The organism is Paenibacillus sp. OV219 (assembly GCF_900110075.1).
Lineage (GTDB): Bacteria > Bacillota > Bacilli > Paenibacillales > Paenibacillaceae > Paenibacillus_Z.
This window is the reverse complement of the sequence record NZ_FOCJ01000007.1, coordinates 230,907-244,270: the sequence shown is the minus strand read 5'-3', so window position 1 is coordinate 244,270 and position 13,364 is coordinate 230,907. Positions and strand designations below refer to the sequence as shown.

Genomic DNA, 13,364 nt, shown 5'->3' with positions numbered 1-13,364 from the left:
GCCTTCAGCAAATCCATTACTTCGCGTTTAACAAGTTAGCTGTATTCGGCTCTTCACCGAACCATTTCTTATAAAGTTCTGTATATGTGCCATTATCAATGATGGCTTTAATTGCAGGGTCCACCTTTGCCGCTAAATCGCTGCCTTTCGGGAACAGAAGACCATAGTACTCAGGAGAGAAGTTCGTGTTGTCTTCAATGCTGATATACTTTTTCTTCGGGTTAGTCTGAATATAGTAATTTACAATTGCGATATCCGCAACAACAGCGTCCGCGCCGCCTTGATCAAGCTCCATCAGCGCTACAGCGTTGCTATCGAACTTCTTCAAATCCGTGTTGCCGTTACCCATAATCTTCGTCATGAGAATATCAGCTGTCGTACCCGTTTGAACGGCAACCTTCTTGTCCTTCAAGTCCGTTGCACTCTTGATTTCGCTGCCTTCTTTAACCATGATTACGTTGCGCGACTCAAAATACGGCATGGAATAGTCGTATGTTTGTTTGCGGTCGTCTGTAATGGATACGCTGGAAACGCCGCCTTGGTACTCTGTACCTTGCTTAACGCTCTCAAGCATTGCATCCCAGCCTGTGTTTGCAACTTCGTACTTTAGACCAGCTTGTTTCATAACGGCATCCAGGAACTCGATGTCGAAGCCTTTCAACTCGTCTTTGTCCATAAACTCCATCGGTGCATAGCTTGCATCAGTTGCAAACTTGTATGTTTTTGTATCCCCTGCGTTGCTTGCGTTATTGCCGCTTGCTTCACTGCCTGTGTTTTCATTATTCTTTGCACCGCAGCCTGTTACGATTACTACAGCCATTAATGTGATAATTGCTGACGCTAACCACTTCTTCATATAGATGTCCCCCTATGCTGTTTGCTAACTAATGAAGATTTTATCAAGAAATACACACTGTTTCAATTTAATTTTTTAAACAAGTGAAGTATTCTCACATTCTGCCATCGCGCATGCCAATATCATGAAACGCGCTTGGTGAAATGATTACCATTTCACGATGTTTCTATTCCTCACCAAGCGCGATATTCGGATTAAAGTCCGCCACGACGAGGACATCCATATGACGCCCTTCACGCAGCACCGTTTCCACAACAGGGCGGTTCGAAAGCTTGCTCCAAATGCTTCTTCGCGACTGGCCAAGAACGATCTGGGTGCTCTTCAGTCCATTCGCTTTTGCCAGCAGCGCATTAGGTACGGCGTTCTTGGAAGCCGCTTGCTCAACCTCGAACGTACCGCCGAGTCTTGCTGTCAGCTCCTGCAGCGCCTCGATCCGCTTATCAACTGCAGGACCTCGCTCGCCGCTCGTCTGCACGTAGTGGACATGCCATGCTGCTTTCAGGCGATGCGCTATCCGGAAGCCGCGGCGGATCAGCCGTTCTGCTGTTTCACCTACAGTCACCGCAATAAAGATCGATTCTTGGCGACGCCAAGGTCCGCGCATCGAGCCGCCGCGTTCCCACGATTCCAGCCGCTCATCTACGTCATCGGCAAGTTCTCGCAATGCAAGCTCACGCAATGCGATTAGATTGCCTGTCTTGAACAAACCAGTCATCGCCTGCTCCACGTCATCTTTCTTATAAATAAGGCCATCCCGCATTCTCTGCTGCAGCGTAATCGGCGTGACGTCGATTAGCTCGACCTCATCGGCAAGCCGCAGGATGCTGTCCGGTACCGTCTCCGCGATCCTCGTTCCGGTAATTTGCTCTACGGCATCCTTCAAGCTTTCGAGATGCTGCACATTAAACGTTGCGATAACGGAAATGCCCGCTTCGAGAATTTGCTGCACATCTTCATAACGCTTCGCATTGTGGCTGCCGGGCGCATTCGTATGCGGCAGCTCGTCGATCAGCACAACTTCCGGATTGCGCGCAATAATGGCGTCGACATCCATCTCCGTAATGCCCTTCTCCGCATCAATCACTTTGCGCGGCAGGATCTCCAGCTTGCCTGCTTGCTGCAGCGTCTCTGCGCGGTCATGCGCCTCCATGAGGCCAATGACAACGTCGATATCTTTGCGCAACAGATCATTGCCTTCGCGCAGCATCATATAGGACTTGCCCGCGCCAGGCGCTGCGCCGATGTATACCTTGAACGTACCGCGGCGAATGCGCTCGATCTTCTTCTCGACCTCTTGCGCGCTAAGTCTGCGGTAAGGCTCCGAATGCGAAGCCTGCTTCGACACCGAGCGCTTCGCCGGTAATACGCGCTCGCCTTCGTGCTCAGCGCGGTCCGCCATAAAGAACAGGTCAATGTTGCGCACCTGCTTCAGTACGGAGCCTGCAATCGAGCCTTGCCAGAACTCCTGCGATCTCGTCTGCTTCGAATGCCCCATAACGATGCGCGTCGCGTTGATGAGCATCGCATATTTAATGAGCGCAGGCGGAACTTGCCTGCGATTGCCGACCGATATTTCGCGGAAGCCCGCATCCAATTTCTCTGTCAGCTTCAAAATAGAGCGCTTGAACGCTTCACGTTCCTTCGTAGGCTCTTGGCTCGAATCGGTGAAGACGACGACCTGCAAGTCACCGCCAAGCCGCTTCGCAATTTGCTGGCCACGGCGGATATAAATCGAGCCGTTCCAGTGATACTGCGCGGCGACAAGAATCCGCTCTGCCGCGCCGGATGGGCCGATGAAGCCCTGCTCCTCGCGATACTTCTCCAGCGATTCGTTGACCCCTTCCGCCATCAGCCGCAGAGACAGCTCTCTTAGCTTGCCGAGATTGCCGCGTTTCAGCAGACCTGGGTCTTTAATATTACATAGACGCCCCTCATTCAGCCGATTTAATATGGTCTCCGGCGAAACGTCAATGAGCCGCACTTCGTCCGCAAGCTCAAGCGCATCGGCCGTGACGGTACATTCCGCCTCAATGCCGGTCAGCTTCTGAGCAAGCTCCGTGACGCCGTCCAGTTCGTACACATTGACAGTCGTTATGATGCTGATGCCATGGCTGAGCAGAAAAGTAATATCCTCAAGACGAGTCGGGAACTTAGCATCCGGACGATTCTTATGCGCCAGCCCGTCAACAAGCAGCACCTCCGGATTACGTTCCAGTATCGCATCAAGATTAAGATCCTTCTTCTCTTCTTCGCCTTTATACCAGTGAATGCTTGGAATCCGTTCCAAATCTGCGAGCTGCTCTACCGTTTCCGGGCGGCGCATCGTCGACACCGCACAGACGGCAACCTCAATCCCCTGCTGCTTCAGCGATTGGCCCTCGCGCAGCATGTGATAGGTTTTGCCAGAACCGCTAACAGCACCAATGTACACTTTCAGACGTCCGCGATGGATTTTGGAGATGGATAATAGCAATTCCTCAGGGGTTTTACGGCGGTAACCAGCCATAACAAACTTCGCCTTCCTTCCTACACCTATAAACTAAACTTTCCCAAACTTTGTAAAACTATTGCCTTGAACCAAATGTAAACGGCTGTCGCCGTCCTTACGGCAAAAGCTTACGTTTCACGGGAACATTATCGAAATTTGTACAAGTGGAACTAATAAATTCTATAATGCGCACAAAAAAGAAGCCTGTACGGGGGGGACTGCCTCTTAAAGAAGAGGAACGCCTCTCGCGGCTTCTAGGCACAAATTTATTATAAAAAGTGTCTATATGCACGATAATTCGTCGCCTCTCGGTTACGCTTACGAGGTTAGCTGCCGGATTCGGGCGTGAGAGTCGCCCTACCTGAAGAGCTGCAAGGCCGAAGCGGCCGGGCTTCCTTCAAGATTCACCCCAATGGCTGCAACTGGCGAAAAATGCTTCACCGTGCGCTTGCCATTACTAGTGGTTCCCCCGATTTCTTAATTAAAGAAATTCAGCGTTTCATTTAGCTTGCTTCATGTTACGCTCCCAACCTCTCTTTGTAAAGGAATGCCGCAGAGGGTGCACTCTCGTTTCCTGCCAAGTTAGGTGGATATAACGCTTACAACAAAGAACTGCTCCAGTATCCTCTGCCTACCTCACTATATCGCGGTTTCTCGCAAATAGCTGGCATTTGACAGAGGTCCAGAGCATGTTAGGTCAATATGCGCCGACTATCAGCTCAATCGACTTCAGCACAAGGCCGATCAGGAAACCGCAAACCGCGCCATTGACACGAATCCATTGCAAATCCTGGCCGACTTTATCTTCAATTAATTCAACAAGCTGGTCGTTGTCGAGGCGGTCGAGATTCTCTTGCACGAAAGACCCGATCCTCGTGTGGTTGCGTTCAATAAGCTGCACGATCTGGCCTTTTAACCAGTTCTCGGCATCTGCCACAAGCTCGCGGTTCGCTTCGAAACGGTCCGCCAGCTGCGAGAGCAGCGGCCATACGCGTTCTGCGAACGAATCATCGTGCACGAACGCAATGCCTTTCTCACGAAGCGTTTCGAACAGACGCGCCAGTTCGCCTTCCAAGTCAAAAGCATTCAACAGCTCATCGCGCAGCTGATCCAGCTGACCAGTCTCGGACAAGCGAGTGATAATCATCTCGAGGCCGCTGTGCAGATGCTGCATAATTGTGGCACGACGCTGCGTATCCGGCACCTTCAGCTCGTTAATCTTATTCAGGATGAACGACTGCAGCATCGTGCCGAGCCGGTCTTCATCTAGGTAGCCGATAAAGGCGTTGACGGCAAACTGCATGAGGCCGCCGAGATTCAGCCCTTTCACCAGCTGCATCGCGGAATTGCCCAGCTCGCGGCGCATGCCCTCCGTGCCGGCCCACTCTTCGGCGCGTTCGAGCAGCAGATCGAGCAGCCGCTCGTCGGTGCCGTTCTCGACGGCACGGTGCAGGAAGCCGCGCAGCAGCGCTTCAAGGTCGATGCGCGCAGCAGCGGCGCGGATCTCGCCCGAGAGCAGCGGCACGACCTTGTCTGCCGGGATGCTGCACAGCGCGCTCTCGAGCAGCTGCGGCAGCCGCTCGCTGTACACCGCCGATTGCAGCGCATGGCGCAGCGGCGGGAGCAGCTGCTCGGCGAGATCGAGCTGGTTCAGCTTCTCGATCATGCTCTCTTTGGCGAGCAGCCGATCTTCCAGGACGCGGACGATGCCATCCGACATCTTCTTCCGGTTGCGCGGCAGCAGCGCCGTGTGCGGGATTGGAATGCCGAGCGGATGGCGGAACAGCGCCGTTACGGCGAACCAGTCCGCTAAACCGCCGATGACGCCCGCTTCGAAGCCGACATGAAGCAGCCCGAGCGCGCCGTCCTTGAACGGAATCGTCGCAGCGAAGCCAGCCGCCATGATGCCGAGCGATATATTCGCAAGTTGTTTATTTTTTCTCGATTCGTTGGCCATAATCGTTAAGGCTCCTTCTATGAATGCTACTTACACCATACCACTACATGTGAATCAGTTCAAAATAACAGCTATTCAAGCGAAAAGAGAGACAGGCCGTGCGAGCCTGTCCCTTCCTTTTGCCGCCGATTGCATCAATTGCTCTTCCAACGCTCCAGCTTCGGAATTCCGCGGGTGAAGAAGCCTGTCAGAAACTTCGGAAAGCCCATACTGACCATCTTCCCTTTAACGAATTCCTGCATTTGCGCTGCCGTCATGTCAGGCATCGTGAACCGGCCGTCCACGTAGCAATGGATGCAATACTTGAGGCTCTTCGCACCGCTTGCTTCTGTCCCGTTCTTATCGCCCTTCGCGATCGGCATGCCGCAGCTCTGGCAGTTCTTGTAGCTTACGCTCACTGCTCACGCACGCTCCTTCTGGATAATGATGGGTTAATTATATGCAATAATGCGGAGCATGTACATGGGCGCTCCTCGAGCCGCTGGTAACCGGCGCTTCGCTGCTTGAGAGAACCTATATATGCTCACAGCAGATGAAGGACCGCTTTCGCACACTGAGAGAGAGAGGATATCCCCTCTCTCATCACGCGATTACCGCTTTTCCGGCTCAATACACGAATACGGCCTACACGACCGCTTTCGCACTCTGAGAGAGGATATTTCCTCTCTCATCACGCGATTACACTTCACCCGCCTCCCGAGAGCGGCTTTTCCCTTCATTACACTGCCAGCGCCTCTGCTTCGCGAGAGAACCTATACTTGCTCTCGGCGACTGTTTCAGCGCTTTTTCGCGCAGAGTGAACGTATGGAGAGTGTCGAATCACTAGGCAGCAACCTCGCGCGCCGCCTCGCCGTTTCATGCCGCTGATAGATCAATATACGAGCTATCAGCGCGAAAATCGGCCGATTAAAGCTCTGAGAGTGCAGATTCAGCACTCTCAGATAAGGAAACAGCCGAAATCGGCAACTTGGCGGAGCTGAGAGAGCTTAATACGTACTCTCAGCACAATAATCGGCCGATTGAAGCTCTGAGAGTACAGATTCAGCACTCTCAGATAAGGAAACAACCGAAATCGGCAACTTGGCGGAGCTGAGAGAGCGTAATGAGAGTCGCCGATTGAATCGACACACTCTATGTGTTCTCTCACCTCTTCGAGCCGCTGATTCCCGGCGCCACTGCTTCCCGAGAGCGCTCCCCCCACACGACATGAACAACAAAAAACCGTTCTGCAAGTCACCAGATGTGACTTACAGAACGGCCTCAGCCTGCTCCATTACGCACGTGCCCAAGCGGCAATCGCCTGGATGTCCGCCGGTGTCGTCCGGCAGCAGCCGCCGATCAAGCGGGCGCCTGCTTCATGCCAACCCTTGGCGCTGCAGCCGTAGCTCTCAATCGTGCCGCTGGCATGCCAAGTCTTATCGGACGGATCATAGCTTTCGCCCGAATTCGGGTAGACCAGCACCGGCTTCGCCGTATGCTTGCCGAGCTCGCTAACGAGCGAGCGGATATGCTGCGGCGGCGTGCAGTTGACGCCGATCGCGGCGACCTGCTCATGCGCATCGAGCCACCGCGCGCATGCGGCAATCGTCTCGCCGCTGCTGATATGCAGCCCATCCTTCGCGCTGAAGCTGATCCATGCGTACACGCCGGGAAACTCCGTCTCGAGAAGCTTCACGATGGCCTGCGCTTCCAGCAGGCACGGAATCGTCTCGCAAGCGAGCAGCTCCGCTCCCGCTTCAATTAACGTGCGCATCCGCTCCCGATGAAAGTCCATTAGCTCTGCTTCCGTCAGCTGATAGTCGCCCCGATACTCCGAGCCGTCTGCAAGGAACGCTCCATACGGCCCTACCGAAGCGGCGACAAGCGGCTTCGGCCGCCCCTCGCGATTCGCCGGCTTGGACCAGAAAGCGTCCCTTGCCTCGACCGCCACTCTCACGGAGCGCCGAATGAGCGCGTCCGCTTCTACCTGACTCAACCCGCGGCTGCGAAAGCCCTCCACGGTTGCCTGGTAGCTTGCCGTTATCGCAACATCCGCCCCAGCGGCAAAATAATCGCGATGCACCTGGCCAATCAACTGCGGATTGTCCATCAGCACCTTCGCCGACCAGAGGCTGTCATTCAAGTCGCACCCGTGGCTTTCCAGCTCGGTCGCCATCGCGCCGTCAAGGATGAGCACCTGGTACTGCTGTAATATCGCTTCAATCGGATTCATCTGCCCAGATATCTCCCTTCTTCTAACGCTTTACACTGAGCGGAATGGATCTGTCGATGCCTCAGAAACTACGACTTCTGTCGCCGTTCCCGTAAGTGCCCCGATCAAATAAGCCGCCACGCCCTGCTTCATGATTTGCTCGATATAATGACCCGCATCAATGAGCGCAAAGCCTGCCGCTTTCGCATCCTGTGCGGTATGGTAGTCAATATCGCCGGTAATCAGCACATCGGCTCCAGCCCTTATCGCATCGCTAATAAACTTACCGCCCGATCCGCCAAGCAGCGCCGCCTTGCGGACCGTCACACCTAAGTCGCCGACAACGCGCACCGCATCCAGTCCAAAAGCACTTTTCACATGCTCCGCCAACTCGCCAAGCTGCATCTCCGAAGGCAGCACGCCGACGCGACCGATACCATATCTTTTTGCCTCATGCTCAATCGGGTAGATGTCGTAGGCGACCTCTTCATAAGGATGCGCCTTTATGACAGCCTGAATCGCTTGCTGCACAAGACTTTCGGGCACAACCGACTCAATCCGAACTTCCGCCACTCGCTCCAGCACGCCTGCCTCACCGATGAACGGCTGCGCGCTGTCCGACGGCATGAACGTTGCTTCTCCCGACAGGTTGAACGAACAGTTGCTGTAATCGCCAATTCGACCGACGCCTGCTGCAAACATCGCTTCCAGCACCTGCTGATGATGCGTCTGGGGCACGAAGACCGCAAGCTTTTTCAGCTTCTCCGTATGTACGACCGTAAGCAGACCCAACTCGCTCAATCCCAGCGCCTCCGCCAAAAGATCATTCACGCCGCCTTCGGCTGCATCCAAATTCGTATGTGCGATATAGACCGCGATGTCATGCTTAATAAGCTTCGCATACAGCTGCCCTGCAGGGCTGTCAGTCTGCAAATGCTCGAGCGGCCGATAAATAATGGCATGATGGGCGATGATGAGATCAGCTCCCACGCGAATCGCTTCATCTGCCACCTCCTCCGTCACATCCAGCGCGACTACTACCTTACGAATGTCTTTCTTCAAAGAGCCCAGTTGAAGCCCGATACGATCATTCGGCATTGCGATATGTTTCGGAGCAAGCTGCTCGAACCGCTCAATCACGGTTAGTCCTGTTGCATAGCTCATAACTCTAGCTCCTCTCTGCACGCCGTTACACTCTTAGCGCTTTGCCAAGAAACTGTCGCGTCCGCTCTTTCACTGGATTCGAGAACATCTGCTCGGCAGTTCCTTCTTCAACGATAACGCCATCCTCCATGAACACAATACGGTCTGCAACCTCACGGGCAAAACCAAGCTCATGCGTCACGACGATCATCGTGTTCCCTTCGCTTGCGACTTGCTTGATAACCGATAGCACTTCGTCGACAAGCTCAGGGTCAAGCGAAGATGTTGGCTCGTCGAACAGCAGCACTTCCGGATTCAGTGCCAGTGCCCGCGCAATGCCGACGCGCTGCTGCTGGCCCCCCGATAGCTGCGATGGGTAGTGATTCATCCGATCCTTCAGCCCAACCTTCTCGAGCAGCGCACTACTGAGCTCCTTCGCCTTCGCAGGCGATAGCTTCTTGACGTTAGTTAAGCCGAGCATCACATTTTGCAGCACCTTGAGGTTCTTGAACAGATGGTACTGCTGAAACACCATTCCTGTAGACAAGCGAAGCGCCAAAACATCCGTTTTGCTAGCGGATGCGGCGTCCACAGTGAGACCGTTAATCGTAATGGTGCCGCTTGTGGCGCGCTCCAGAAAGTTGATGCTGCGCAGCAGTGTTGATTTGCCGGAGCCGCTTGGCCCGAGAATCGCGACAACCTCGCCTTTGCCGACCGTAAGATCGATGCCCTTCAGCACATGCTGAGAGCCGTAATATTTATGAATTTGCTGCAGCTGAATCATGAGATCGCACTTCTTTCGTATTTACGGATACGTTTCTCAACAATGGCGAGAACGCGTTCAATGATGATGCATACCGGCCAATAGATGAGTGATACCGCGATGAACACCTCGAAGTAAGCGAGCCCGCGCGCACCGATGATCTTCGCTTCACCCATAATATCGATGACACCGATGACGAAGACGAGCGAGGTATCCTTCACTGTGCTAATGAACGTATTCCCGAGATTCGGCAAGGCTACCGTGAGCGCCTGCGGCAAAATAATCTTCAGCATCGTCTGCGCACGCGTAAGACCAATCGCATCAGCCGCTTCAAACTGCCCGCGATCGACGGATTCAATCGCCGAGCGAATCGTTTCAGACAAGTACGCGCCTAGATTGAGCGAGAACGACAGCAGCGCATAGAACTCTGGCGAGACGTAGTTGACGTCCAGCCCTGTCAGCCAGCCATGCTCTGTTTGGAAGTAGTAGATAAACTTCGGAATGCCATAGAATACGAGATAAATCTGAACGAGCAGCGGCGTGCCCCGCACAAAAGAGACATATAACGCAGAAAGGGGCCCGAGAACGGGCACCTTATAAAGCCGGATCAGCGCAGTCGCGAGTCCGATCGTAACGCCGAGTACCATGGATGCAATGGAGATCCAGATGGTGACCGGCAAATATTTGAGAATATGCGGGAATGATTTGATCAAATAGTCGATATCAAGGAGCTTTTCCATCGTACGTTACCTTCTTCGCTTTTATTCAGGGATGTACTCGCCTTCAGTCCACTGCTTCGACAGCTTCGCAAGCGTACCGTCTTCCTTCATCGCTTTCAGAATCGGATCAATCTTCGCCTTAAGCTCTTCGCCTTGCTTGTCCTTCGCGAACACGATGCCGATGTTGTCGGATGTGATCGGCTCGCCTACGATATCGAGATCGAAGCTTTGCTTCTTAATAATGGCGCCTGTCATAACCGGATCGTTCACATAAGCGTCGAGGCGGCCTGTCTGCACATCCTGCAAAATATCAGCTGGGCTTGTGCTCTCGCTATATTTGAGTTTAATCTTGTCGCCGTTCTTCTTGTTGTAATCCTCAAGCAGCACCGTGTAGGAATCGCCTGCAACCGCACCGACATTCTTGCCCTCAAGGTCCTTCAGTGATTGGATATCCGTTCTACCCTTCTTTACGATAATAACGGTCTGCGCTGCAAAATACGACGTGTCCGAGAACAGATACTTCGCCTCGCGCTCCTCGCTCTTCGCTACTTCATCCGCAATAAGCTGGATTTTGTTCGATTCAAGCGATAAGAAGATACTGTCCCAAGTCGTAGGCGAGAAATCGAATTTGTAGCCGTCGAGGCGCTTGTCGATTTCCTTGATCACTTCCACGTCATAGCCTGTCAGGACGTTCTTGTCGTCTACATATGCGAATGGCGGATAGTCGTTCTGCGTACCGACGATCAATGTTTTGTCATCGGAAGAACCGCCGGAATTGCTGTTGTCACTCGATCCGCAACCGCTAAAAATGCCTGCCATCAGTGTTAAAGTAATGCCAAATCCCGCTACTGTTTTCGTTGTTCTCATATTCTATCTCCCCCATATTCCTAGTTCTTGACTAAAATCCAATCGTTTTAGTCGGATTTATAACTATTATAGTCAATCTCTCATATTTTACAAGATTAATTTATGCGATGATAGCAATTTTTCGACAAAATATGACGACTTTTCCACATATGAGTGACTTTCCACAGTAGTATAAGTTAAAGATCAGGGAAAGAAAGCGATTGCGGAATTGGCATCGGTCATCTACAATAGTTGTTAGATACACAAAAGTTAAAGCGCTTTAACTTTTGGAATGAAAGGTTTATGAGATGAATTGATCGACTGTTTATAGAGCTAACGTTTAGCCACTTTAATTAATGGCATAGGAGCATGATTGGATATGAAAGTTAGCATATTTGATGTCGCTAAAAGATCCGGTCTCTCCGTCGTTACCGTATCCCGTGTCTTGAACGGTTCAGGATCGGTACGCGAGAAGAACCGGCAGCGGGTGCTTCATGCGATGAAGGAGCTTGATTACCATCCAAGCGCGGCTGCACGTAGCCTCGCCCGCGGCAAAACCGGCATTATCGGCCTCGTGATGACGACGCTGCAGGACTCGTTCTTTGATGCGATCGTTAGCGAGTTGAATGAAATCCTTGCCCAGCATGGTTATTTCCTTGCTGTCGCGGTCACGAAAGGACGGCTCGCGGAGGATGAAAGCCATTATCTCATTCAGGAGGACCGCGTCGACGGACTCATACTGCTCTCTCCTGTGGAGGAAGACCGTTATATCGTCGAGCTCAAGCGGCGCAACATTCCGTATGTGCTTATTGATAACCAGAATGCGGAGAATGACACTTACTCCGTGACGATCGACAATGTTAAGGGCGGATATATCGCTGGCCAGTTGCTTGCGCAGCTCGGCGCACGTTCGATTGCCCACCTGAGCGGAAGCGAGCTGTTCCGCAGCACGAAGGAACGACGCAGCGGCTTCCTGCAAGCGCTAGATGAAGCCGGGCTTGCGCCGTTCGAGATCGCTAGCGGCGATTACGAGACGGAGTTCGGCTATCAGACTGCCCGGCGCTGGATTGAAACGAAGCATCTGCCTGACGCCGTGTTTGCTGGGGACGATACGATTGCCGTCGGCGTGACCAATGCTTTTCTTGAGGCGGGCATTCGCGTGCCGGATGAAGTGGCGGTTGTTGGCTACGACGACCAGGTTATCGCTTCACGGCTGCGTCCGTTTCTGACGACGGTACGCCAGCCTGCCGATCTTATCGCTGTTGCAGCTGCTGATATGCTGCTCAAGCGAATTGACGGTGCAATGGAACGCGCTTCCAGTGTCCGAATCGAACCTGAACTCATAGTAAGGCAATCTACAAAAACTATTGCAGCTGCGCTGCTAGAGCATAAAGAAAAGGAGTGAGCTTACGATGGCTTACTATGTTGGCATTGACGCCGGCGGCAGCAAGACGCATGCGCTAGTTACGGACGAGCACGGCTATGTGCTCGGCAAAGGAGCCAGCGGCAACGGCAATCATCAGATTGATGCTGGCCAGGCGGCACGTCACTTGGAGGAAGCAGCTGCTGCTGCACTGCAGCAAGCGGGCATACAGCGTGCGGATGTGGCGCATGCTTACTTCGGCCTTGCTGGCGCTGACCGCGAGACGGACTTCCGCATTCTGCGCCCGATTGTGAGCGCGCTCGGATTCCCGCGCTTCTCGATCGCGTGCGATACGATCATTGGCCTGCGCGCCGGAACGGATCGCGCTTACGGCATCTCGGTTATATGCGGCACAGGCACGAACTGTGCCGGCCGGAACAAGGCTGGCGAGCAGCTGCAGGTCGGCGGCTTCAGCTATATGTATGGCGATTTTGGCGGAGGCGGCGCTTTGAATGTGGAAGTGTTCCGCTCGGTCATCCGCGCCTGGGACGAGCGTGAGCAGCCGACGCTGCTGACGGAGCTACTGCTGGCTAGTCTCGATTATTCAAGCGTGGAGAACATGTACAATGATTATCTCGATCACGATAAGAACGTACCTGTAGATGTGGCGAAGCTGCTGTTCGAAGCGGCGGCGGCAGGCGATGCAGTTGCGATTGCGATTTTGCAGCGCCAAGGTGAGGAGCTTGGGAAATCCGCAGCCGCTGTTGCACGGCGGCTTGGGATGGGCGGCGACGAGTTCGACGTCGTATTAACTGGCAGCCTTGTAACACGCGGTGACCGCGGCGGTTGGATTCGCGGTGCACTGAAGCAGGTTGTCCATGAGGTTGCGCCGAGCGCTCGCATCGTAACACTGACAGTGGATCCGGTCTTCGGAGCCGTATGGGCAGCGATGGAAGAGGACGGAGTGACGATTACCGAGGACGTGTATGTGCGTATGCGGGCTTTAGGGGATTTTGATCATATAACGGTGTAAGAAAG

Annotated in this window: 11 protein-coding genes and 1 riboswitch; of the genes, 2 read left to right on the top strand and 9 right to left on the bottom strand. The window is 53.4% G+C overall.

Annotated features, from left to right (window positions below; genetic code table 11):
• Window positions 1-16 precede the first annotated feature (16 nt).
• The 9 genes from BMY11_RS18765 to BMY11_RS18725 all read right to left on the bottom strand — a co-directional run bounded on the left by BMY11_RS18765 (window position 17) and on the right by BMY11_RS18725 (window position 10,984).
• On the bottom strand, window positions 17-856 hold the full coding sequence (locus BMY11_RS18765) for a basic amino acid ABC transporter substrate-binding protein (protein ID WP_090579518.1): 840 nt from the start codon (window positions 854-856) through the stop codon (window positions 17-19).
• A gap of 166 nt (window positions 857-1,022) precedes the next feature.
• Window positions 1,023-3,362, bottom strand: coding sequence for a histidine kinase (locus tag BMY11_RS18760; RefSeq protein ID WP_090579515.1), 2,340 nt, complete (start codon window positions 3,360-3,362; stop codon window positions 1,023-1,025).
• A 282-nt stretch (window positions 3,363-3,644) separates the two neighbouring features.
• Window positions 3,645-3,851: riboswitch (cyclic di-AMP (ydaO/yuaA leader) on the bottom strand.
• Window positions 3,852-4,041: 190 nt separating this feature from the next.
• Window positions 4,042-5,301 carry a DUF445 domain-containing protein gene (locus BMY11_RS18755; protein WP_090579512.1) on the bottom strand — a complete coding sequence of 420 codons (1,260 nt, stop codon included), beginning with the start codon at window positions 5,299-5,301 and terminating at the stop codon, window positions 4,042-4,044.
• Between the two features lie 134 nt (window positions 5,302-5,435).
• A complete protein-coding gene (locus tag BMY11_RS18750) occupies window positions 5,436-5,699 on the bottom strand; it encodes a zinc ribbon domain-containing protein (protein WP_256217641.1) in 264 nt (87 codons plus the stop codon).
• 875 nt (window positions 5,700-6,574) lie between these two features.
• Window positions 6,575-7,513, bottom strand: coding sequence for a homocysteine S-methyltransferase (gene mmuM / locus BMY11_RS18745; protein WP_090579508.1), 939 nt, complete (start codon window positions 7,511-7,513; stop codon window positions 6,575-6,577).
• A 30-nt stretch (window positions 7,514-7,543) separates the two neighbouring features.
• On the bottom strand, window positions 7,544-8,656 hold the full coding sequence (locus BMY11_RS18740; protein WP_090579505.1) for a Nif3-like dinuclear metal center hexameric protein: 1,113 nt from the start codon (window positions 8,654-8,656) through the stop codon (window positions 7,544-7,546).
• 25 nt (window positions 8,657-8,681) lie between these two features.
• Window positions 8,682-9,419 (bottom strand): amino acid ABC transporter ATP-binding protein, encoded by a 738-nt coding sequence (locus BMY11_RS18735; RefSeq protein WP_090579502.1) that lies wholly within the window; start codon window positions 9,417-9,419, stop codon window positions 8,682-8,684.
• Window positions 9,416-10,138 (bottom strand): amino acid ABC transporter permease, encoded by a 723-nt coding sequence (locus BMY11_RS18730; protein WP_090579499.1) that lies wholly within the window; start codon window positions 10,136-10,138, stop codon window positions 9,416-9,418. Before BMY11_RS18730 ends, BMY11_RS18735 begins: the two co-directional genes overlap by 4 nt.
• Before the next feature lie 21 nt (window positions 10,139-10,159).
• Window positions 10,160-10,984 (bottom strand): transporter substrate-binding domain-containing protein, encoded by an 825-nt coding sequence (locus BMY11_RS18725; RefSeq protein WP_090579496.1) that lies wholly within the window; start codon window positions 10,982-10,984, stop codon window positions 10,160-10,162.
• Window positions 10,985-11,342: 358 nt separating this feature from the next.
• Between BMY11_RS18725 and BMY11_RS18720 the strand changes: the two genes are divergently transcribed.
• Together BMY11_RS18720 and BMY11_RS18715 are read left to right on the top strand one after the other, a co-directional pair.
• Complete coding sequence (locus BMY11_RS18720) at window positions 11,343-12,368, top strand: LacI family DNA-binding transcriptional regulator (protein WP_090579493.1); 1,026 nt, start codon at window positions 11,343-11,345, stop codon at window positions 12,366-12,368.
• Window positions 12,369-12,375: 7 nt separating this feature from the next.
• Window positions 12,376-13,359 (top strand): N-acetylglucosamine kinase, encoded by a 984-nt coding sequence (locus BMY11_RS18715; protein ID WP_090579490.1) that lies wholly within the window; start codon window positions 12,376-12,378, stop codon window positions 13,357-13,359.
• Window positions 13,360-13,364 lie beyond the last annotated feature (5 nt).